General features: G+C 68.4%; 17 protein-coding genes and 2 tRNA genes. 11 read left to right on the top strand and 8 right to left on the bottom strand.

Annotated features, from left to right (window positions below; translation table 11 throughout):
• Positions 1–189: 189 nt before the first annotated feature.
• On the top strand, positions 190–1,197 hold the full coding sequence (locus ACWPXK_RS11310) for a 3-isopropylmalate dehydrogenase (protein WP_454196016.1): 1,008 nt from the start codon (positions 190–192) through the stop codon (positions 1,195–1,197).
• Between the two features lie 408 nt (positions 1,198–1,605).
• On the opposite strand, the gene ACWPXK_RS11315 is transcribed toward ACWPXK_RS11310, so the two are convergent.
• Complete coding sequence (locus ACWPXK_RS11315) at positions 1,606–2,787, bottom strand: MFS transporter (RefSeq protein WP_454196017.1); 1,182 nt, start codon at positions 2,785–2,787, stop codon at positions 1,606–1,608.
• A 206-nt stretch (positions 2,788–2,993) separates the two neighbouring features.
• Here ACWPXK_RS11315 and ACWPXK_RS11320 point away from each other — a divergent pair, with 206 nt between their 5' ends.
• The 4 genes from ACWPXK_RS11320 to ACWPXK_RS11335 all read left to right on the top strand — a co-directional run bounded on the left by ACWPXK_RS11320 (position 2,994) and on the right by ACWPXK_RS11335 (position 5,716).
• Positions 2,994–3,806 carry a fumarylacetoacetate hydrolase family protein gene (locus tag ACWPXK_RS11320; RefSeq protein ID WP_454196018.1) on the top strand — a complete coding sequence of 271 codons (813 nt, stop codon included), beginning with the start codon at positions 2,994–2,996 and terminating at the stop codon, positions 3,804–3,806.
• Between the two features lie 13 nt (positions 3,807–3,819).
• Positions 3,820–5,304: a glutamate--tRNA ligase gene (gene gltX, locus ACWPXK_RS11325; RefSeq protein ID WP_454196019.1), complete on the top strand. Its 1,485-nt coding sequence runs from the start codon at positions 3,820–3,822 to the stop codon at positions 5,302–5,304.
• Between the two features lie 121 nt (positions 5,305–5,425).
• Positions 5,426–5,497 (top strand) — tRNA-Gln (locus ACWPXK_RS11330).
• 146 nt (positions 5,498–5,643) lie between these two features.
• Positions 5,644–5,716 (top strand) — tRNA-Glu (locus ACWPXK_RS11335).
• 390 nt (positions 5,717–6,106) lie between these two features.
• Here the strand turns inward: ACWPXK_RS11335 and ACWPXK_RS11340 are convergent.
• From ACWPXK_RS11340 to ACWPXK_RS11350, 3 genes are all read right to left on the bottom strand, one after another.
• Positions 6,107–6,286: a DUF5302 domain-containing protein gene (locus ACWPXK_RS11340; RefSeq protein ID WP_454196020.1), complete on the bottom strand. Its 180-nt coding sequence runs from the start codon at positions 6,284–6,286 to the stop codon at positions 6,107–6,109.
• 482 nt (positions 6,287–6,768) lie between these two features.
• The gene (locus tag ACWPXK_RS11345) at positions 6,769–7,269 is read right to left on the bottom strand and encodes a pyridoxamine 5'-phosphate oxidase family protein (RefSeq protein ID WP_454196021.1); all 501 of its coding nucleotides are present in this window, start codon (positions 7,267–7,269) and stop codon (positions 6,769–6,771) included.
• Positions 7,270–7,302: 33 nt separating this feature from the next.
• Positions 7,303–8,004, bottom strand: coding sequence for an IclR family transcriptional regulator (locus ACWPXK_RS11350; RefSeq protein ID WP_454196022.1), 702 nt, complete (start codon positions 8,002–8,004; stop codon positions 7,303–7,305).
• A gap of 155 nt (positions 8,005–8,159) precedes the next feature.
• Between ACWPXK_RS11350 and leuC the strand changes: the two genes are divergently transcribed.
• The 3 genes from leuC to ACWPXK_RS11365 all read left to right on the top strand — a co-directional run bounded on the left by leuC (position 8,160) and on the right by ACWPXK_RS11365 (position 11,033).
• Positions 8,160–9,581, top strand: coding sequence for a 3-isopropylmalate dehydratase large subunit (leuC, locus tag ACWPXK_RS11355; RefSeq protein WP_454196023.1), 1,422 nt, complete (start codon positions 8,160–8,162; stop codon positions 9,579–9,581).
• Between the two features lie 39 nt (positions 9,582–9,620).
• Positions 9,621–10,229 carry a 3-isopropylmalate dehydratase small subunit gene (leuD, locus tag ACWPXK_RS11360; protein WP_454196024.1) on the top strand — a complete coding sequence of 203 codons (609 nt, stop codon included), beginning with the start codon at positions 9,621–9,623 and terminating at the stop codon, positions 10,227–10,229.
• A 156-nt stretch (positions 10,230–10,385) separates the two neighbouring features.
• Positions 10,386–11,033: an HU family DNA-binding protein gene (locus ACWPXK_RS11365; RefSeq protein ID WP_364331083.1), complete on the top strand. Its 648-nt coding sequence runs from the start codon at positions 10,386–10,388 to the stop codon at positions 11,031–11,033.
• 160 nt (positions 11,034–11,193) lie between these two features.
• Here the strand turns inward: ACWPXK_RS11365 and ACWPXK_RS11370 are convergent, their stop codons facing one another.
• The 3 genes from ACWPXK_RS11370 to cofC form a co-directional block, all read right to left on the bottom strand.
• Positions 11,194–12,165: an NUDIX hydrolase gene (locus ACWPXK_RS11370; RefSeq protein WP_454196025.1), complete on the bottom strand. Its 972-nt coding sequence runs from the start codon at positions 12,163–12,165 to the stop codon at positions 11,194–11,196.
• Positions 12,162–14,351, bottom strand: coding sequence for an RNA degradosome polyphosphate kinase (locus tag ACWPXK_RS11375; RefSeq protein WP_454196026.1), 2,190 nt, complete (start codon positions 14,349–14,351; stop codon positions 12,162–12,164). The genes ACWPXK_RS11370 and ACWPXK_RS11375 overlap by 4 nt, the downstream gene beginning before the upstream one ends.
• A gap of 71 nt (positions 14,352–14,422) precedes the next feature.
• A complete protein-coding gene (gene cofC / locus ACWPXK_RS11380) occupies positions 14,423–15,106 on the bottom strand; it encodes a 2-phospho-L-lactate guanylyltransferase (RefSeq protein WP_454196027.1) in 684 nt (227 codons plus the stop codon).
• 31 nt (positions 15,107–15,137) lie between these two features.
• On the opposite strand from cofC, the gene ACWPXK_RS11385 reads away from it, so the two are divergent.
• The gene (locus tag ACWPXK_RS11385) at positions 15,138–16,133 is read left to right on the top strand and encodes an NAD(P)H-dependent glycerol-3-phosphate dehydrogenase (RefSeq protein WP_454196028.1); all 996 of its coding nucleotides are present in this window, start codon (positions 15,138–15,140) and stop codon (positions 16,131–16,133) included.
• Positions 16,134–16,220: 87 nt separating this feature from the next.
• Positions 16,221–17,324, top strand: coding sequence for a D-alanine--D-alanine ligase family protein (locus ACWPXK_RS11390; protein ID WP_454196029.1), 1,104 nt, complete (start codon positions 16,221–16,223; stop codon positions 17,322–17,324).
• Positions 17,325–17,702: 378 nt separating this feature from the next.
• On the opposite strand, the gene ACWPXK_RS11395 is transcribed toward ACWPXK_RS11390, so the two are convergent.
• Positions 17,703–18,461: a DUF3515 domain-containing protein gene (locus tag ACWPXK_RS11395; RefSeq protein ID WP_454196418.1), complete on the bottom strand. Its 759-nt coding sequence runs from the start codon at positions 18,459–18,461 to the stop codon at positions 17,703–17,705.
• A gap of 179 nt (positions 18,462–18,640) precedes the next feature.
• Between ACWPXK_RS11395 and ACWPXK_RS11400 the strand changes: the two genes are divergently transcribed.
• Positions 18,641–19,648: a thiamine-phosphate kinase gene (locus tag ACWPXK_RS11400; protein ID WP_454196030.1), complete on the top strand. Its 1,008-nt coding sequence runs from the start codon at positions 18,641–18,643 to the stop codon at positions 19,646–19,648.
• The last annotated feature ends 4 nt before the right edge of the window (positions 19,649–19,652 follow it).

Here is a 19,652-nt window from a genome sequence, read left to right on the forward strand (position 1 = left end):
CCGGTCCGCTCTCATGTATGTGCGGTGCGCCCTTCGTGTCCGCCGCCCAATTCTCGATCGTCCGGCCGCGCCGAGTACCGTGACGGTGCTGCGGTCACCCGGCCGGAATGTCGTGTTCACCCGACGGTCGAACCACGTGCCGCATCTCGTGGCGGCCGCGACCGGCAAACATCGAACGGAGCATTTGTCATGAAGCTTGCTGTCATCCCGGGTGACGGGATCGGGCCCGAGGTCATCGCCGAGGCGCTCAAGGTGCTCGACGTGGTCGTGCCCGGTGTCGAGAAGACCGAATACGACCTCGGCGCGCGGCGCTACCACGCGACCGGCGAGATCCTGCCGGACTCGGTGCTGCCCGAGCTGAAGCAGCACGACGCGATCCTGCTCGGCGCGATCGGTGATCCGTCGGTGCCCAGCGGCGTGCTCGAACGCGGGCTGCTGCTGCGCACCCGGTTCGCGCTGGATCACCACGTGAACCTGCGGCCGTCCAAACTGTTCCCCGGCGTGACCAGCCCGCTGGCGGGCAACCCCGACATCGACTTCGTAGTGGTCCGCGAAGGCACCGAGGGGCCTTACACCGGGACCGGCGGCGCGATCCGCGTCGACACCCCGCACGAGGTGGCGACCGAGGTGAGCACCAACACCCGGTTCGGCATCGAGCGCGTGGTGCGGTACGCCTTCGCCAAGGCGCAGGCCCGGCGCAAGCACCTGACGCTGGTGCACAAGACCAACGTGCTCACCTTCGCCGGCTCGCTCTGGCAGCGCACCGTGGACGAGGTCGCGGCCGAGTTCCCCGATGTCACAACGGCTTACCAGCACATCGACGCGGCGACCATCCACCTGGTCAACGATCCCGGCCGGTTCGACGTGATCGTCACCGACAATCTCTTCGGCGACATCATCACCGACCTGGCCGCCGCCGTGAGTGGCGGCATCGGCCTGGCCGCCAGCGGCAATATCGACGCCTCGGGGACGAACCCGAGCATGTTCGAGCCGGTGCACGGCAGCGCCCCCGACATCGCCGGCCAGTCCAAGGCCGACCCGACCGCCGCGATCCTCTCGGTCTCCCTGCTGCTGAACCATCTCGGTGACACCGAGGCCGCCACCCGCATCGAGTCCGCGGTGGCCAAGGATCTCGCTTCTCGCTCCGGCGGCGCGTCGACGGTGGAGGTCGGCGACCGCATCGCCGCCGCCGTCTGACATCGACGCACCCGAAGGTCCCGCCTCCGATCCGGGAGCGGGACCTTCACTTGTCCGGGCCCTTTGCTTGTCGTCTCGGGTCGGTATCAGGCGACCGTCGCTCGCCGGTGTTCCGGCGGCATACGTCTCTCGAGGTGGGCGCCACCGTCCTCGGCGGCTCCGCTGGCCGCCGTCACGGACTTCGTGTCCGCGCCTCTCTCCGGTCGGCATCGCGGTGTCCACATGCCGCTATGGCGCGAGGTTGGCGTAGGGCCCCGCGCTGCCCATCCCCTGGGCGCCGCGGATGGCCCAGCGGCACCGACGTTCGGCGACGCGGGCGCGGGCAAGTGGAACCTCGACCTCGGGGGACGTCGATCCCCTGCTCACTCGTGGTATCTGTTCGTCGGCGGGAGAGGTTGCGGGACAGGCTTATTCGGGGTCAGCGGGTACCAGTGGGACGGCGGCTACCGCTGCTGCGGCGGCGAGGAGGAAGGCGGCGGGGAAGCCGCTCGCGGTGATGAGTGCGCCGGATACGGGAGGGATGGCGGCCATGGCCAGGTTCTGTCCGGTGTTCTGGATGCCGAGGCCGCGACCGCTCCAGTAGGGGCCCGCGATTTCGGCCACCGCCGTGAAGGCCAGTCCGTTGTCGGAGACGGTGATCACGGACGCGGCGATCAGCAGCGGGATGGCGGCCCACCACCAGTGGGTCCACGCGGTCATGGCCAAGGCCGCCATCGAGAGCACCGCGGCGATCGCGACCGTGCGCAGTGGGCCCATCCGGCTGCCGACCCGATCCGACCACGCGCCCGCGCCGATGCGGCCGAGCGCGCCGAGAATCTGCGTGAATGTCACCAGCGCGCCCGCGGCGGCCAGCGACCAGCCGACGTCGCGGTGCAGCCACAGCAGCGCGAACGTCCACACGGTGCCCTGGGGCACGACGAGCAGCACCGACACCAAGTGGATGCGCCAAAGGGTGGCGTCATCGCGATAAGGGTTGGCGCGCAAGGCCGGATCGGCGGCGGAACGCGCGGGGCGCGGCGGATCGACGATGCCCGTCAGGCAGCCGAGGGCCGCCAGGCCCGCCATGAGCGCGGGAACCAGAATGGCCGCGGGCACACCGTAGGCAGCGGCCATCGCGGGAATCGCCAACGCGCCGACGCCGACCCCGAGTGGCTGCGCGGTCTGCCGGATCCCCATCGCCAGTCCGCGCCGATGCGGTGGGAACCAGCCGACGATCACCCGCCCGCTGGCGCCGTTCGTACTGGCCGCCCCGATACCGCCGAGGAACAGCAGCGCGCCCAAGGCGATGTGGTCGGTGGTCGCCGCCGCTGCGCATCCCGCCGCCAGCATCAGCAGCGGGCCGCCGACCAGCACCTTGCGCTCGCCGACCCGATCGACCACGTAACCCCACGCGATGAGCGTGCACACCAGTCCGACGGTCGGCATGGCCACCAGCAGGCCTGCCGTGGCCAGCGGCATGCCGCGGTCGGTCAGCGCGGGGAGCAGGAACGGCACACCGTGGATGAACACCGCGCTGGAGGCTTGGGCGAAGACGCCGAGACCCAGCATGGACCAGCGCCGAACCTCGTCGATCTGGGTCTCGGTCGCCATCGGCCTCACCTCAAAATCTCAATATTTGGGATTAAATTCCCACTTTGTGAACCTCGGTGCTCACCGTACACCCGCGCCGCCGCGCGCATCGACGGCTGCGGCTGTCGGACTGCTCACAGTGCGGTCGCCGGAGCGGCTCGGAAAATTCCGTACCACTCGGTCGGGCGCGTTCGGGCAGGTGGCGGTGGGTCGATAGACTGCCGGGCATGCGTCTAGGTCGAGTTGCCAGTCCCGATGGGGTCGCCTTCGTGAGCATCGAAGGCGACGTAAGCGACAGTGTTGGTGGGAATGCGGGCCTGCGCGTGGCGGGGTCGGCGATCGCCAAGGAGATCGCGGAACACCCGTTCGGCACACCGACGTTCACCGGCCGGAGCTGGCCGCTGGCCGACGTGCGCTTGCTCGCCCCGATCCTGGCCAGCAAGGTGGTCTGCGTCGGCAAGAACTACGCCGCCCATGCCGCCGAAATGGGCGGTCCCGCACCGGAAGACCCGGTCATCTTCCTCAAGCCGAACACCGCGATCGTCGGGCCGAACGCCCCGATCATCCTGCCGCCCAGCGCTTCTCAGGTCGACTACGAGGGAGAGCTGGCCATCGTCATCGGCCGCCCGTGCAAGGACGTGCCCGCCGCCCGCGCGCTGGACGTCGTCCTCGGCTATACCGTCGCCAACGACGTGACCGCCCGGGACCAGCAGCGCCACGACGGCCAGTGGACCAGGGCGAAGGGCTACGACACGTTCTGCCCGCTGGGTCCGTGGATCGAAACCACTGTCGACCCTTCGGATCTGGAGATCGTCACCGAGCTCGACGGCGAAGTGCGCCAACGCAGCCGCACTTCGCTTCTGCTGCACGACATTCCGAAGCTCATCGAGTGGGTCACCACCGTGATGACGCTGCTGCCCGGTGACGTGATCCTCACCGGCACCCCCGAGGGCGTCGGCCCGATGCAGGACGGGCAGCAGGTGTCGGTGACCGTCGATGCGATCGGAACGCTCACCAATCCCGTTGCCGCCAAACGCTGATCGAAAGAGAGCCATGACTGAAGTACGGGTCCGATTCTGCCCGTCGCCGACCGGAACACCGCACGTCGGCCTGATCCGGACGGCGCTGTTCAACTGGGCCTACGCCCGCCATCACGGTGGCACATTCGTCTTTCGTATCGAAGACACCGATGTCGCACGCGATTCCGAGGAGTCCTACCGGGCGATTATCGACGCGCTGCGCTGGCTCGGCCTCACTTGGGACGAGGGCCCGGAGGTCGGCGGGCCCTATGAACCGTATCGCCAGTCGCAGCGAAAAGATCTGCATCTGGACGTGGTCCGGCGTTTGCTGGAGGCCGGGGAAGCATATGAATCATTCTCCACGCCAGAGGAAGTCGAGGCTCGCCACCGGGCTGCTGGACGCGACCCGAAGCTCGGTTACGACAACTACGACCGCGACCTGACGCCCGAGCAAATCGAGTCGTACCGAGCCGAGGGGCGACCCGCCGTGATCCGGCTGCGAATGCCCGACGAGGACCTTTCCTGGCACGATCTGGTGCGCGGCGAGACCACGTTCAAGGCGGGCTCCGTGCCGGATTTCGCGCTCACCCGCGGTACCGGCGACCCGCTGTACACCCTGGTCAACCCGGTCGACGACGCGCTGATGCGGATCACCCACGTGCTGCGCGGTGAGGACCTGCTCTCCTCCACCCCGCGGCAGCTCGCGCTGTATGCCGCACTGCGCCGGATCGGAGTTACCGATTTCACGCCGGAGTTCGGTCATCTGCCCTTCGTCATGGGGCAGGGCAACAAGAAGTTGTCCAAGCGTGATCCTGAGTCGAATCTATTCGCCCACCGCGACCGCGGATTCATTCCCGAGGGTTTGCTGAATTATCTCGCGCTACTCGGCTGGGGCCTCTCCGAAGACCGCGACGTGTTCACGATGACGGAGATGGTGGAAGCCTTCGATATTTCGAAAGTAAATTCGAATCCGGCCCGTTTCGACCAGAAGAAGGCGGACGCGCTCAACGCCGAACACATCCGGTTGCTGGAGCCGGGCGATTTCACACACCGGCTTCGGGAGTATCTCACCGAGCACGGTCATATCGGTGCGGAAATCGATGAGAAGGTGTTCGCCGCGGCAGCCGCGCTCGTGCAGACCAGGATCGTCGTGTTGGCGGACGCCTGGGAACTGTTGCGTTTCTTGTTCGCACCCGCGGATGAGTTCGCGATCGACCCCGCCGCGGGCGCCAAGAATCTCGGGCCCGACGCCACCGAGGTATTGCAAGCCGCTATTGCCGCGGTAACACCGTTGCCGGAGTGGACGACCCCGGCGATCGAAGAGTCGCTGAAAAAGGCGCTCATCGAAGATCTGGGGCTGAAACCGCGCAAGGCCTTCGCGCCGGTACGGGTCGCGGTGACCGGATCGCATATCAGCCCGCCGCTGTACGAGTCGCTGGAACTGCTCGGCCGGGACGTCACCCTGGACCGGCTGCGCTCGGCGCTGAGCTGGACAGCACCGGGCGAAGCGGGGTCGTAACGCCGAAAATATGGCTTTGACCAGGCGATTTGTAGTAGACCGGTAGCCGTTTGGTACTCTTCTTCTCGGCCCGGAACACGGTCTCGAGTCATCCAGACGCGAGGCGGAACGACCTGGTCATTGGGGTATGGTGTAATTGGCAACACAGCTGATTCTGGTTCAGCCATTCTAGGTTCGAGTCCTGGTACCCCAGCGGAGAGTGTTGTTCGACTTCGGTACGCGGCCGAAATCATGACAGCAACCGGCGATTTGGTCGCCGAGCTTCGGCCGGTTAAACTGGCCGAGCCTCCTGATCGAAAGATCACCACGGCGCTCCTCACGGCAGTGAGAAGCAGTCCTGGCCCCGTCGTCTAGCGGCCTAGGACGCCGCCCTCTCAAGGCGGTAGCGCGGGTTCGAATCCCGTCGGGGCTACACGAGTCGAAGGCCCATGCCCACAAGGGTGTGGGCCTTTCTCGTTTCGCTATGTCTTGTGGGGGTGCAACCCCCACACCCACCTGAGGCTCGCCCGGACCCCCACCCGGGGGGCTTCGCCCCGGGGCCCCGGCTGGGGGCTTTGCCCCCTGGCCCCCCTGTTGGAGGGCTCGCCTCGGTTCCCCTGTTGTAGGGGTTCGTCTCCGGTTCCGCCTGTTGTAGGGGTTCGTCTCCGGTTCCGCCTGTTGTAGGGGTTCGTCTCCAGTTCCCCTGTTGGAGGGCTTCGCCCGGGGCGGTTGCGGGAGCTTGCTCCGGATCGTTTCGGCCGGCGGGGGCGAAACGAAAGGCCCGCCAGCGATCTTGCTGGAGGGCCTTCGTCGTGGTTGCGGACTATCCGCTCTTGCGCCGGAATTCCCGCTTGTGGGCGGCCGCGGTGTGTGCCGCGGACGCCTTGGACCGTCCGTCGAGGTGGTCGGCCGCGCGGGCGTGCTGCTGGTTCTTGCGCTCCAGTGCCTCCCGGAATTTGCGCTTCACCTCGTCGGAGCCATTGGACTTATCCGAATCCGCCATCGCCTGCTCCTCGTCGTCGCGGCCGTGCAGCGCGCCTCGCGGGCGGCGATGCACGGCCGATTCATGTCGAACACCTCGACACTAATGGACGCTGTCGGACGTAGTCCGTCCTAAGTCCGCGCACGGCCGGAGCGAAGGCGCGGTGGTACGCACGACGCGCACGGCCGGAGCGAAGGCATGGAGGTACGCACGACGCGCACGGCCGGAGCGAAGGCATGGAGGTACGCACGACGCGCACGGCCGGAGTGAAGGCGCGGTGGTACGCACGACGCGCACGGCCGGAGCGAAGGCATGGAGGTACGCATAACGCGCACGGCCGGAGCGAAGGCATGGAGGTACGCAGAACGCGCACGGCCGGAGCGAAGGCATGGAGGTACGCAGAACGCGCACGGCCGGAGCGAATGCGGAGGTACGCCTATCCCATGCGAGGTGGTTGTGTCAGTTGGATTCCGGGCGCGGCGTGCTGCCCGAGCGTGCTTTGTTCAGTCCAGCGCGTGCGCGGTGGTCCCGCCGAGCGGCATGGGTGGGAGGCCGAGCTTGCGGTGATCCCAACTGCGCGTGCGCTCGGGCACGACGCGGACGGCGACCCGTTTGTGCAGCATGGACTCCACCATCGGGCGCACGTCCTCGCTGTAGGGGCCGGTGTAGCGCTCCCAGACGCTCACGCCGACGGCGAAGAGTTTCTCGGCGTCCTCGACGATCTCGGCCCGGCCTTCGATCGAGACCCCCCGCAGCTGGTCGTAGGTGTCACCGGCCTCGACCAGGCAGGAGACCCGCGGATCGCGGCGCAGGTTCACCGCCTTCTGCGACTTGGCCTTGGTCTCGAACCAGATCTCGCCGTCGATGAGCGCGTACCACATCGCGGTCAGGTGCGGCGTGCCCGTCGGGCCGATGGTCGCCAGCGTGGCGATCCGGCTGCTCTGCAGGAACTCGGTGATCTCGGTGTCGGACATCACGATCTGTGCCCGTTGGTTGACTCCCATGGGCCAACTCTAGAGAGTTCGAACTGAAACGCGTTACAGGCGCTTGTGCAACGCCTCGGCGGCCGCGACCAGATCCGCCGCCCAGCGCGCGCCCGGCCTGCGGCCCATCCGATCGATCGGGCCCGACACCGACACCGCCGCGACCACGGTGCCCCCCGCGTCGCGCACCGGCGCGGAAACGCTTGCCACACCGGCCGCCCGCTCGGCGGCGCTCTGGGCCCAGCCGCGCTTGCGCACCTCGGCCAGTGCGCGCTCGCCGAATACCGCGTCGGCCAGGATGGTGCGCTGGAGTTCCGGGTCGGCCCACGCCAGCAAGACTTTGGCCGCCGAGCCCGCGGTGAGCGGAAGCCGAGATCCGACCGGAACGGTGTCGCGAAGGCCGACGGGGGGTTCCAGCGCCGCGACGCACACGCGCGCGTTGCCGTCGCGGCAGTAGAGCTGGACGCTTTCGCCGGTGATCTCGCGCAGGCGGGGCAGAATGGCCGACGCGGCCTCCAGGAGCGGGTCATTGGCGCTGGTCGCGAGCTCGGCCAGGGCGGGTCCGGGGCGCCACGTCCCGTTGCTGTCGCGGGCGAGCAGGCGATGCACCTCCAATCCGACGGCGAGACGATGCGCGGTGGCGCGGGGCAGGCCGGTGCGCGCGCACAGCTCGTTGAGACCGGAGGGATGCTCGGCTACGGCGTACAGGACCGCCACTGCTTTGTCGAGGACGCCGATGCCGCTATGCTGTCTCATAGAACGATACTAGCGTCTCGGATGCTGAGAAATCCACCAACGCGGATTCCGGTCATCAGCGTTCCGACCAGGCGTAGCTATCCCAACTTGTGCAACCGTCGCCGCATCGAAGTCCAGATCGCGGAACGGCTGCTTCGTCCGAAAGGTGATCGACTATGGCCGAACCGCGCACGCTGGCCGAGAAGGTATGGGACCAGCATGTCGTCGCTCGCGGGGAGGGTGAGGGTGCCTCGCGCGAGCCGGACCTGATCTACATCGACCTGCACCTCGTCCACGAGGTGACCAGTCCGCAGGCCTTCGACGGGCTGCGCGCCGCGGGTAGGCCGGTGCGACGGCCGGATCTCACGATCGCGACCGAGGACCACAACGTGCCGACGATCGATATCGACAAGCCGATCGCCGACCCCATTTCGCGCACCCAGGTGGAGACGCTGCGGCACAACTGCGCGGAATTCGGTGTGCGGCTGCATCCCATGGGCGACCTGGACCAGGGCATCGTGCACGTGGTCGGCCCGCAGCTCGGCCTGACCCAGCCGGGAATGACGGTGGTCTGCGGCGACAGCCACACCTCGACGCACGGCGCGTTCGGCGCGCTGGCGATGGGTATCGGCACCTCCGAGGTCGAGCATGTGCTTGCCACCCAGACCCTCTCGCTGCGCCCGTTCAAGACGATGGCGATCACCGTCGACGGCGCCTTGCCCCCCGGCGTGACGAGCAAGGACCTGATCCTGGCCGTCATCGCGAAGATCGGCACGGGCGGCGGGCAGGGTTATGTCCTGGAGTACCGGGGCGAGGCCATCCGGGCCATGTCCATGGAGGCCCGAATGACGATCTGCAACATGTCCATCGAGGCGGGCGCTCGGGCCGGCATGATCGCCCCGGACGAGACGACCTACGAATTCCTCAAAGGGCGCCCACACGCCCCGCAGGGCGCCGACTGGGACGCAGCGGTGGCCGCCTGGGAGGCGCTGAAGACCGACGCGGACGCGGTTTTCGACGCCGAGGTGCACATCGACGCCTCCGCGCTGACCCCGTTCGTCACCTGGGGCACCAATCCGGGCCAGGGCGCCCCCCTGGGCGAGGCGGTGCCCGACCCGGCCGCGATCGCCGACGAGGTGGCCCGCGAGTCCGCGGAGAAAGCGCTGCGTTACATGGACTTGGAGCCGGGTACTCCACTTCGGGAAGTGCCGATCGACACCGTATTCGTCGGTTCGTGCACCAACGGACGCATTGAGGATTTGCGTGCGGTGGCCGGGATTTTGAAGGGACGTCATGTCGCCGACGGCGTGCGAATGTTGGTTGTACCGGGGTCGATGCGGGTTCGCGCACAGGCGGAAAAAGAAGGACTCGGTGAGATTTTCACCGCGGCGGGCGCCGAATGGCGGCAGGCGGGCTGCTCAATGTGCCTGGGAATGAATCCGGACCAGCTCGCGCCCGGCCAGCGTTGTGCCTCCACCTCGAACCGCAACTTCGAAGGAAGGCAGGGCAAAGGCGGCCGTACGCACCTGGTTTCTCCCCTCGTAGCGGCCGCGACGGCGGTCCGTGGAACCCTGTCCTCGCCTGCGGATCTGGACTGACCGGCCCCGATTCCCTCAATCAAACCCAGGAGATTCGTTATGGAAGCCTTCACCGTGCACAAGGGCATCGGGGTGCCGCTGCGCCGCTCCAATGTCGATACCGATCAGATCATCCCCGCCGTCTACCTGAAGCGGGTGACTCGTACGGGATTCGAGGACGGGTTGTTCGCCGCATGGCGCACCGATCCCGACTTCATTCTCAACATCGAGCCATACAACAGGGGTAGTGTGCTGGTCGCGGGTCCGGATTTCGGTACCGGATCCTCGCGTGAGCACGCAGTTTGGGCGCTGTCGGACTACGGCTTTCGGGTGGTCATCTCGTCCCGGTTCGCCGACATCTTCCGCGGCAATGCGGGTAAGGGCGGGCTGGTGGCCGCTCAGATGTCACAGAACGATGTCGAAATGCTCTGGAAGTTGCTCGAGGAACAGCCCGGCTTGGAATTGGTTGTGGACCTCCGGGCGCGCACTGTGGCGGCTGGAACCGTCGTGTTGCCGTTCGATATTGATGACTACACCAGGTGGCGTCTGCTGGAGGGATTGGACGACATCGGGCTGACGCTGCGGCAGGAAGACGCCATCGACCGGTTCGAAAAGGCAAGGCCAACATGGAAACCCGCCACCCTCCCGGCACATATTTCGCAGACGTAATCACCCCTGGCGGTTAGCTGGGCAGCCTGAGTTGCGGTAGCTGGACGTGTGCTAAACCACATGAATTTTGGCGTGGCACATAGACTCTTGCCCAAAGTGGGTTTACCGTGGTACCTAGTCGGTCCGACGACGGGCCATTAGTCTGCGGAGGATTCAATGAACAAGGCGGAACTGATCGACGTTCTGACCGAAAAGTTGGGTACGGACAGGCGCACGGCCACCGCGGCAGTCGAGCATGTGGTCGACACCATCGTGCGCGCGGTGCACAAGGGTCAGAGCGTCACAATCACCGGATTCGGTGTGTTCGAACAGCGCAAGCGTGCGGCTCGAGTCGCCAGGAACCCGCGCACCGGCGAAACCGTGAAGGTGAAGCCCACATCGGTGCCCGCGTTTCGTCCTGGCGCTCAATTCAAGGCGGTGATCGCGGGTAAGCAGAAGCTGGCCGCGACCGGCCCTGCCGTCAAACGCGGTGTGGGTGCGCCGGTGGCCGCGAAGAAGGCGGCGGCGAAGAAGACGGCGGCGAAGAAGACCGCCGCGAAGAAGGCGACCCCCACCAAGGCGCCTGCCAAGACCACGGCGCGCAAAGCCGCGGCCAAGGCACCGGCGAAGACCACCGCCCGCAAGACCGCGGCCAAGAAGGCGCCCGCGAAGAAGACCGCGGTCGCGAAGAAGGCCCCGGCAAAGAAGACGGCCACCAAGGCCTCGGCGGCCAAGAAGACCACCGCCGCCAAGAAGACCGTCGCCAAGAAGGCACCTGCGAAGAAGACCGCGGCCAAGAAGGCCCCGGCTCGTCGCGCCCGCTGATCTCGAGCCACCGCCGGATCGGCGCCGAATGCGCGGCCCCGAAGACTGGGCCCATTCGCCTCAACGTCGAGACGGCCCCGGGAAACACCCGGGGCCGTTTTCGGATGTTCGTAACCAGTAGCTGCCGGCGGTAGGCGGTGCTCGCCACCCGGCGGGCCGTCTAATGTTGTCGGTCCTTCACAGCGTAGGCCGACAGCGATCGATCCAGATGGTCGGCGGCCACCAAGCGTTGCCCGACGAATGACAGCACCCACACACTGCCCTTGCGGTTGCGCGCCGACTGCAGCGCGACGCCGTCTCGTTCGGCCAGCCACCCCAGCAGGTCCGGGATCACCTTTCCCTGACTGCATACGACGCGAACGGCCTTGTCGGACACGATGTTTCGAAAACGCTCTCGGGCCTTGTCCGGGTCGGCGGTGTAGCCTTGCTCGGAAAGCAGTGGCTCGACGGCGATTTCGGCGTCGAGCCGCTCGGCCAGCGGCGCCATCGTCTGCACGCACCGCAGCGGATCGGCCGAGTAGATCTCGGATGCCTTGAACGCCAGGAGATTCGGCACCAGCGCCTGTGCCTGTTCCTTGCCGTCGCGATCGAGCGGGCGCTGCTCGTCGGGTCCGGTGAAGCGATCCCTGCGGCCCGCTTTCGCGTGCCGCACCAGCAGCAGGGTGCTGGTGCGCGCGGGCAGGCGGGTGAAGGCGCGCACCACTTGGCGGTCCATCGGATACGACAGCTGGTCCATCACGCGGTCGAGCGGGTACCAGCTGAGCACGTCCACCTCGGAATTGGCCGCGAACTCCCCGCCGACCAGTTCGGCGGCCCAGTAGTCGACCCGTTTCAGCTTGCGATGGCCGGGAATCGGGTAGGTCACGTGGCCGAGGTAGCGGCCGAGCTTGCCCTCCAGCCCGGTTTCCTCGCGGACCTCACGGACGGCGGCCAGCACCGGGGTCTCGCCGGGGTCCAGCTTGCCTTTCGGCAGGGACCAGTCCCCGTACTTGGGGCGGTGGACGACCGCGATCTCCACCGTTCCCTGTGCGGTTACCCGCCACAGCACCGCTCCCGCGGCGTGGATATTGGCGGTGACGCGGGGATCCCAGAACGGGCCCCCCTCCTGTTCGAATCCGGTTTCCCCGCTCACTGCTGTTCGGGTCTCCGCAGCCGCATCAAGAACTCCTGATGGTCTCTGATCTTGTCGCCGTTTCCGGATACCCCCGAGACGCTGCCGGTGGACGGCGAGGCACGCCAGGTGCCATCGGGCTGCAGCACCCAGCAGCGCGTCGTCGGTGACAGCGCCGAGTCGAACACGTCGCCGAGCTGCTCGGTCAGCCGCGGATCCTTCACCTGCGCCATCACCTCGACCCTGCGGTCGAGATTGCGGTGCATCATGTCGGCGCTGCCGATCCAGTACTCGTCCTGCGCCTGGAAGTGCAGGACGCGCGAGTGCTCCAGGAACCGGCCCAGGATCGAGCGCACCTCGATGTTCTCGCTCATGTCCGGCACGCCGGGCCGGAGCGCGGAGATACCGCGCACCACGATCCGCACCGGCACGCCCGCCTGCGAGGCTCGGTACAGCGCGTCGATAATCTCCTCGTCGACGATCGCATTGGCCTTCAGCCGGATTCGGGCGTCGTATCCTTCGGACGCCAGCTCGGTTTCGCGCTGGATGCGCTCGATGATGCCCGAGCGGACGCCGTGCGGGGCGACAAGCAGGTTGCGGTAGTTCTCTTTTCGCGAGTAACCGGTCAGCGAATTGAACAGATCGGTCAGGTCGGCGCCGATTTCCGGTGCGGCGGTGAGCAATCCGACGTCCTCGTAGAGGCGGGCGGTCTTCGGGTTGTAGTTGCCGGTCCCGATGTGGCAGTAGCGGCGGATCGTCGCGCCCTCCCGGCGCACCACCAGGCAGGTCTTGCAGTGCGTCTTGAGGCCGATCAGGCCGTACACGACGTGCACGCCCGCCTGCTCCAGCGCGCGCGCCCATTTGATGTTGGCCTGCTCGTCGAAGCGCGCCTTGATCTCCACCAGGGCGACGACCTGCTTGCCCGCCTCGGCGGCGTCGATCAGCGTGTTGACGATCGGGGAGTCGCCGGAGGTGCGGTAGAGCGTCTGCTTGATCGCGAGCACCTGCGGGTCGGCGGCGGCCTGTTCGATGAACCGCTGCACGCTGGTGGAGAACGAGTCGTACGGGTGGTGCACCAGCACGTCGCCCTCGCGCAGCGCCGCGAACACGTTGCGCGGCGTCTCGCGCTCGCCGAACGCGGGGGGCGTCGCGGGGACGTACGGGGTGTCCTTCAGATTCGGCCGGTCCACGCCGTACACCTGCCAGAGGCAGGACAGATCGAGCAGGCCGGGCACCTGGACGACGTCGGCGGGGTCGACATCCAGCTCACGCAGGAGCAGATCGAGCATGTGCTCGGTCATGTCGTCGGAGACCTCCAGCCGCACCGGCGAACCGAACCGGCGCCGGGCCAGTTCGCGTTCCAGCGCTTGGAGCAGGTCCTCGTCGCGGTCCTCGTCGACCTCGAAATCGGCGTTGCGGGTGATCCGGAACGAGTGGTGCTCGACCACCTCCATGCCGGGGAACAACAGGTCCAGATGTGCGGCGATGAGCGCCTCCATCGGCAGGAAAGCCGCGATTGGCGAGCCCGATTCGGTGCGGCGCACGCGGACGAACCGGTCGACGTTGTCGGGCACCTTGACGCGCGCGAAATGCTCGCCGCCGGTGGTGGAGTCCTTCACCGTCACGGCGAGATTGAGACTCAGCCCGCTGATGTAGGGGAAGGGGTGCGCCGGGTCCACCGCGAGCGGCGTGAGGACCGGGAAGACCTGATCCTGGAAGTAGCCCGAGAGGCGCTGGCGTTCGTCGTCGTCCAGGTCGGACCAGTCGATGATGGCGATGCCCTCGGCGGTCAGCGCGGGCAGCACGCTGTCGAGGAAGACGCGGGCATGCCGCACCGCGATCTCCTGGGTGCGCGCGGCGATCAGCTCCAGTTGCTCGCCGGGGGAGCGGCCGTCGGCCGAGCGCACGAGCAGACCGGTCTCGGCGCGCCGTTTCAGGCCCGCCACCCGCACCATGTAGAACTCATCCAGGTTGGAGGCGAAGATCGCGAGGAACTTCGCGCGTTCCAGCAACGGAAGCGAGGCATCCTCGGCGAGGGCGAGCACCCGGGCGTTGAAGTCGAGCCAGCTCAATTCACGATTCAGGTAGCGATCACGTGGCAACCGGGGCGCCGCCGAGTCGGCGGACAGGGGTGTCGCCGCCGGGGGTGGGGTGGGAAGCAACGGCTGTTGCTTGACGGTTTCCGTATCGCTCACGTCAACGATCATCCCTTACCGAAGAGGGGGTGTGCAGCCCCCAGGACGGATTGACGTATGTCTCACGCCACCGCGGCGACCGCCTAGCACACGTGGGGAACGTGCTCGTGAACGACGCCCGGCCAACCGATGTCATGCAGGACAGCGCGGGTCGCATCGCCGGCCCCGAGCGCTACGGCGCGGTCCAGATCCTCGGCGGTGTCCACGTCCAGGCGCAGTCCCGGCCAGTCCCCGGCGAGATCGACCGCACCCGCGGCGATATGACTGCGGGCCGACCCCGGTCCGAAGCGCGGGTCGAGCGCGGCGACCGGGTCGCGGACCACGAGCGCGGCGGTTCCGCTGCCCGCGTGGTCGACCACGATCGACCGCACTCCGGGCGGGGCGGTGGCGAGCATGTCCGAGAGCTCTTCCGGGCGCAGCGCGGGCAGATCGGCCTGCAAGGCGAGCAGGTCGATGGGGCCGTGCGCGGCGCGCAAGGCGGCGGCGGTGGCGGCCAAGGCGGTGTTCAGTCCGTCGGCGTTCCGCTCGCGCGGCTCCGGATGGACGTCGGCGCCGAGCGTACGAGCCAGATCGGCGACCGCTGGGTCGGGGGTGACCACGGTCACGGATACCACAGCGGTGACCGCTCCGGTGGCGGTCACGGTGTCGGCGAGCATGGCCAGCACCAGCCGCGCCCGGTGCTCCGGGCGCAGCCGGTCGGCCAGTCGGCTCTTGGCCCGATCGAGGCTCTTGACCGCGATCACGGCATGCACGGAGTGCGGGCGCATGCGTGCAATCCTTCCATGGCATATTGGGCTGATGACGAGGGCAGCGGTGCTGGGCGCGGGATCGTGGGGCACCGCGTTCGCGAAGGTATTGGCGGACGCGGGAACCGAGGTCACGATCTGGGCCCGGCGGCCCGAGGTCGCCGCGACGCTGGCCTCCGAACATCGCAATCCCGATTACCTGTCCGATATTCCGCTGCCGCCGATCGCGGCCACCCACGACCCCGCGGTGGCGCTGGACGGGGCGGAGATCGTGGTGCTGGCGGTGCCATCCCAATCCCTGCGGGTCAACCTCGCGGAGTGGAAGGGTTTGATCGCTCCGGACGCCACGCTGCTGAGCCTGGCCAAGGGCATCGAGACCGGGTCGCTGCTGCGCATGAGCCAGGTGATCGGGGAGGTCACCGGCGCGGACCAGAACCGGATCGCGGTGTTGTCCGGGCCGAACCTGGCGCGCGAGATCGCGGTGGGTCAGCCCGCCGCGACCGTGATCGCCTGCTCGGACACCGACCGCGCGGTCGCGGTGCAGCACGCCAGCGCGACCGGATATTTCCGGCCGTACACCAATACCGATGTGATCGGCTGCGAGATCGGCGGTGCCTGCAAGAACGTCATCGCGCTCGCCTGCGGCATCGCCTCGGGAATGGGTCTCGGCGACAACTCGATCGCCAGCCTGATCACCCGCGGTCTGGCCGAGATCATCCGGCTCGGGGTGGCCCTCGGCGCGGAACCCGCCACGCTGGCCGGCTTGGCCGGCGTCGGCGACCTGGTCGCCACCTGCACCTCGCCGCTGTCGCGCAACCGCTCCTTCGGTCACGTGCTCGGCGCGGGCGGGTCGATGGATGCCGCCCAGTCCGCCACTCATGGCCAGGTCGCCGAGGGTGTGAAGTCCTGCACATCGATTCGCGCGCTGGCCGAGCGGCACGGGGTCGAGATGCCGCTGACCACCTCGGTGCACCAGGTCTGCCATGAGGGGCTCTCGGTCCGCGAAGCCGTCGACAAGCTGCTCGGACGGCGGATCAAACCGGAGTGATCCGGATCCGCCCGGCCCGGGGCGGATATCGCCGCAGCCGGACGGTCAACGGTGGGTACGCTCGCCGAAACGGGTACGGTTCCGGGCATGAGGAACCGGATCAGGGTTGCGGTGGTGTTCGGCGGACGCAGTAACGAGCACGCCGTGTCCTGCGTATCGGCCGGCAGCGTGCTGCGCCATCTGGATCCGGAGAAGTACGAGGTCGTGCCCATCGGCATCACCACGGCGGGCCGCTGGGTGCTCGGTGGTTCGGACGTGGCCGCACTCGGCATTCACGACCGCGCCCTGCCGTCGGTGGACGCCACCGGCACGGTGCTGACCCTGGCCGCCGACCCGAGCCGCCCGGGGGCGCTGATCGCGCTCGACGATCCGGCCGCCGCCCTCGGTTCGGTCGATGTGGTGTTCCCGATCCTGCACGGGCCGTTCGGCGAGGACGGGACCCTGCAGGGGATGCTCGAGCTCGGCGGAATCCCCTATGTAGGGCCAGGGGTGCTGGCCAGCGCGGCGGGCATGGACAAAGAGTTCACCAAGAAGCTGCTCGCGGCCGAGGGACTGCCGATCGGCACCCAAGTGGTGCTGCGGCCCGGCGCCGCGACGGTCGCCGAGGAGGACCGGCAGCGCTTGGGACTGCCCGTGTTCGTGAAGCCCGCGCGCGGCGGGTCATCGATTGGCATCACCAAAGTGACCGACTGGAACGAGCTGGACGCGGCGATCGCCGCGGCGCGCGCACACGATCCGAAGGTGATCGTGGAAGCGGGCATCGTCGGACGCGAAGTAGAGTGCGGTGTCCTGGAATTCCCGGACGGGCGGGTCTCGGCGAGCGTGGTCGCGGAGATCCGGATGCCGGAGGACGACAGCACCGCCGCCGCGCCCGAGTTCTACGACTTCGACACCAAATACCTTGACGACGTCTGCGAATTCGACGTCCCGGCCAAGCTGGACGACGAGGTCTCCGACCGGATCAGGGAACTGGCGGTGCGTGCCTTCCAGGCTCTCGACTGCCAGGGGCTGGCGCGGGTCGATTTCTTCGTCACCGAGCAAGGGCCGGTGATCAACGAGATCAACACCATGCCCGGCTTCACCGCGATCTCCATGTACCCGCGCATGTGGGAGGCCACCGGAGTCGACTTCGCCACGCTGGTGTCCACGCTCATCGAAACGGCCCTCGCCCGCGGCACCGGCCTGCGCTGAGTGGTGCGTCCCCGGGCTCCGCGAAAGTCGCGCGGGCCAGGAAAACGCGTCGGGTGCATGCGACCTGGACTGCTGCGGCATCGAACGCGCGGCAGGCCCATACGTCGATCGTCGGCGCGCGGGAACGGCCGGCCGTCGCGGGACAAATGCGCCGATCCGCCCGCGTCGGACTCGGCCACCGGCCCCGGAGCGTCGAGCACGGGAGATGGGTCGCGGCGCGGCCGAATCCGCGATGACTGCCCGCGAGTGGCCCTCCGGACACTGGCCAGGCTGACCGGATTCCCGCGGCACCGAGTGCGACGCCCGCTGCTGGCGGCGCGGGTTGGCGCGGATGACGGCCCTCGCCGAGCGGCTGCACTCGAGCCTTGCCAGAGCGCGTCAGTTGGGCAGCGGTCCCGGGTCGATCGGTTGTGCGGGGAGGGTGGCGGTGATGGTGTCGGAGACCTCTTGCAGCGGGGTCGGTCCCGAACCGTCGGGGACGGTCAGGGCGATGTAGGTGCTCCGGTCGACGGCGAACCAGGTGCTCGCCTTCGCTACCTGGTCCCGGGCCTCGAACCACTGCACGCCGTTCACGATCTGCAAAGGCGAGGCGCGGTTGAACTCGAGCGGGCGGTCCAAGCCGCAGCGCAGCACGATGGGGTCGCCGCCGTCCGTGCGCTGCCATGCTCGGGTGGCGGGCGGAGCGGGCTCCACGAGGGTCGACTTGCTGAACTCGCCGAGGTCCGCGGGCAGGGCGGGCAGCAGAGCGGCGCAGGCGGGACCGTCCGCGGCCGGGGCGGGAACGGGGCCGAGGACCAGCGGTTCCCGTTCGACGGGTGCGCGGCGCGCCAGCACCGCGGCCACCAGCACCGCGACGACCAGGACGACCGGCAGCGCCACGGCGGTGGCGATGAGGGCCGGGGAGTACTGAGGTGATGCGGCGGCCGGGCGGTCCGGCTCCTTTGCTTCGCCATCCGCATCGTCGGCGTCCGATTTCGCCGGCTCGGTGGCGGTCGGCGCGTCCGGTTGGGTGCGACCGGCGTCGGTCGCCGGACCGTCTTCCCCCACGGCGTCCGGGGCATCGGACGCGGATTTCGCGGCATCCGCGTGTTCGTCCTCGTGTTCCGTCGAATCGCGGTTCGACGAATCCGCCGCCATGCTCACCGATCCTTCCTATTCGCGCGCATCGGGCGTCGGCCGGACCGCGGGTGCGCGGCCACCCGGTGGACCGGCCCGGTGGTACTCGAGTGCCTGGCGAAAGGGTACCGTCGGCCTCGTTCCAGCAAGCGGCGCGCCGGAAAGGATCGGTCATCAGCGCGAGCACGGGCCCGAGGACAGTGCGTGAACTGGGGGAGTTCGCGCTGATCGATCGCATCAACGCGGGGCGGGTGCAGACGCCGGGCGTGCTGCTCGGCCCCGGCGACGATGCGGCGCTGGTCGCGGCTCCGGACGGCCGGTTCGTGGTCACCACCGACATGCTGGTGCAGGATCGGCATTTCCGGCTGGACTGGTCCGGCCCCGAGGACATCGGCCGCAAGGCGATCGCGCAGAACGCCGCCGACGTGGTCGCCATGGGCGCGGCGCCGACCGCGTTCGTCGTCGCGCTCGGCTGCCCCGCCGACACCCCGCTCGAGCTGGTCGACGGCCTCGCGGACGGGATGTGGGCCGAGGCCGCGAGGGCGGGCGCGTCCATCGCGGGCGGCGACCTGGTCCGCAGCCGCGAGCTGGTCATCTCGGTCACCGCCTTCGGCGACCTGTGTGGCGGCGCGCCGATCACGAGATCCGGTGCACGCGTGGGAGATATCGTCGCGGTCGCGGGCCGCCTCGGCTGGTCGGCCGCCGGACTCGACGCGTTCACCGCCGGTGTGACCGGTGCCGAGGTCGCGGAAGCGCTTGCCGCACATCGAGTTCCGCAGCCGCCCTACAACGCCGTGCTGGACGCGCTTCGGCGTGAGCCGGGCCGGCCGGTCACGACCGGTTCGCCGGAGGCAGGGCCGCACGCGCTGACCGACGTGTCCGACGGGCTACTCGCGGATCTGGGCCATGTCGCCGCGGCCTCCGGCGTCGGAATCGATCTGGATTCGGCGGCGTTGCGTGATCCGGCGCTGGAACGCGTCGCCGCCGTGCTGGACGCCAATGCGGCGCAATGGATCCTGGCCGGAGGCGAGGACCACGCCTTCGCGGGCACCTGGGCGCCGGCCCGTCCACTACCCGCGGGATGGGTCGCGATCGGGCAGGTTGTGGCCGGTCACAGGCTCACCGTCGACGGCGTGGCGCAGACCGGCGCCGGTGGGTGGGAATCGTTCCGTGGGGCGGCCTGGGCAACCGGAGACGAACCACGCTAAGTTG

This window comes from Nocardia sp. Marseille-Q1738 (genome assembly GCF_965283145.1).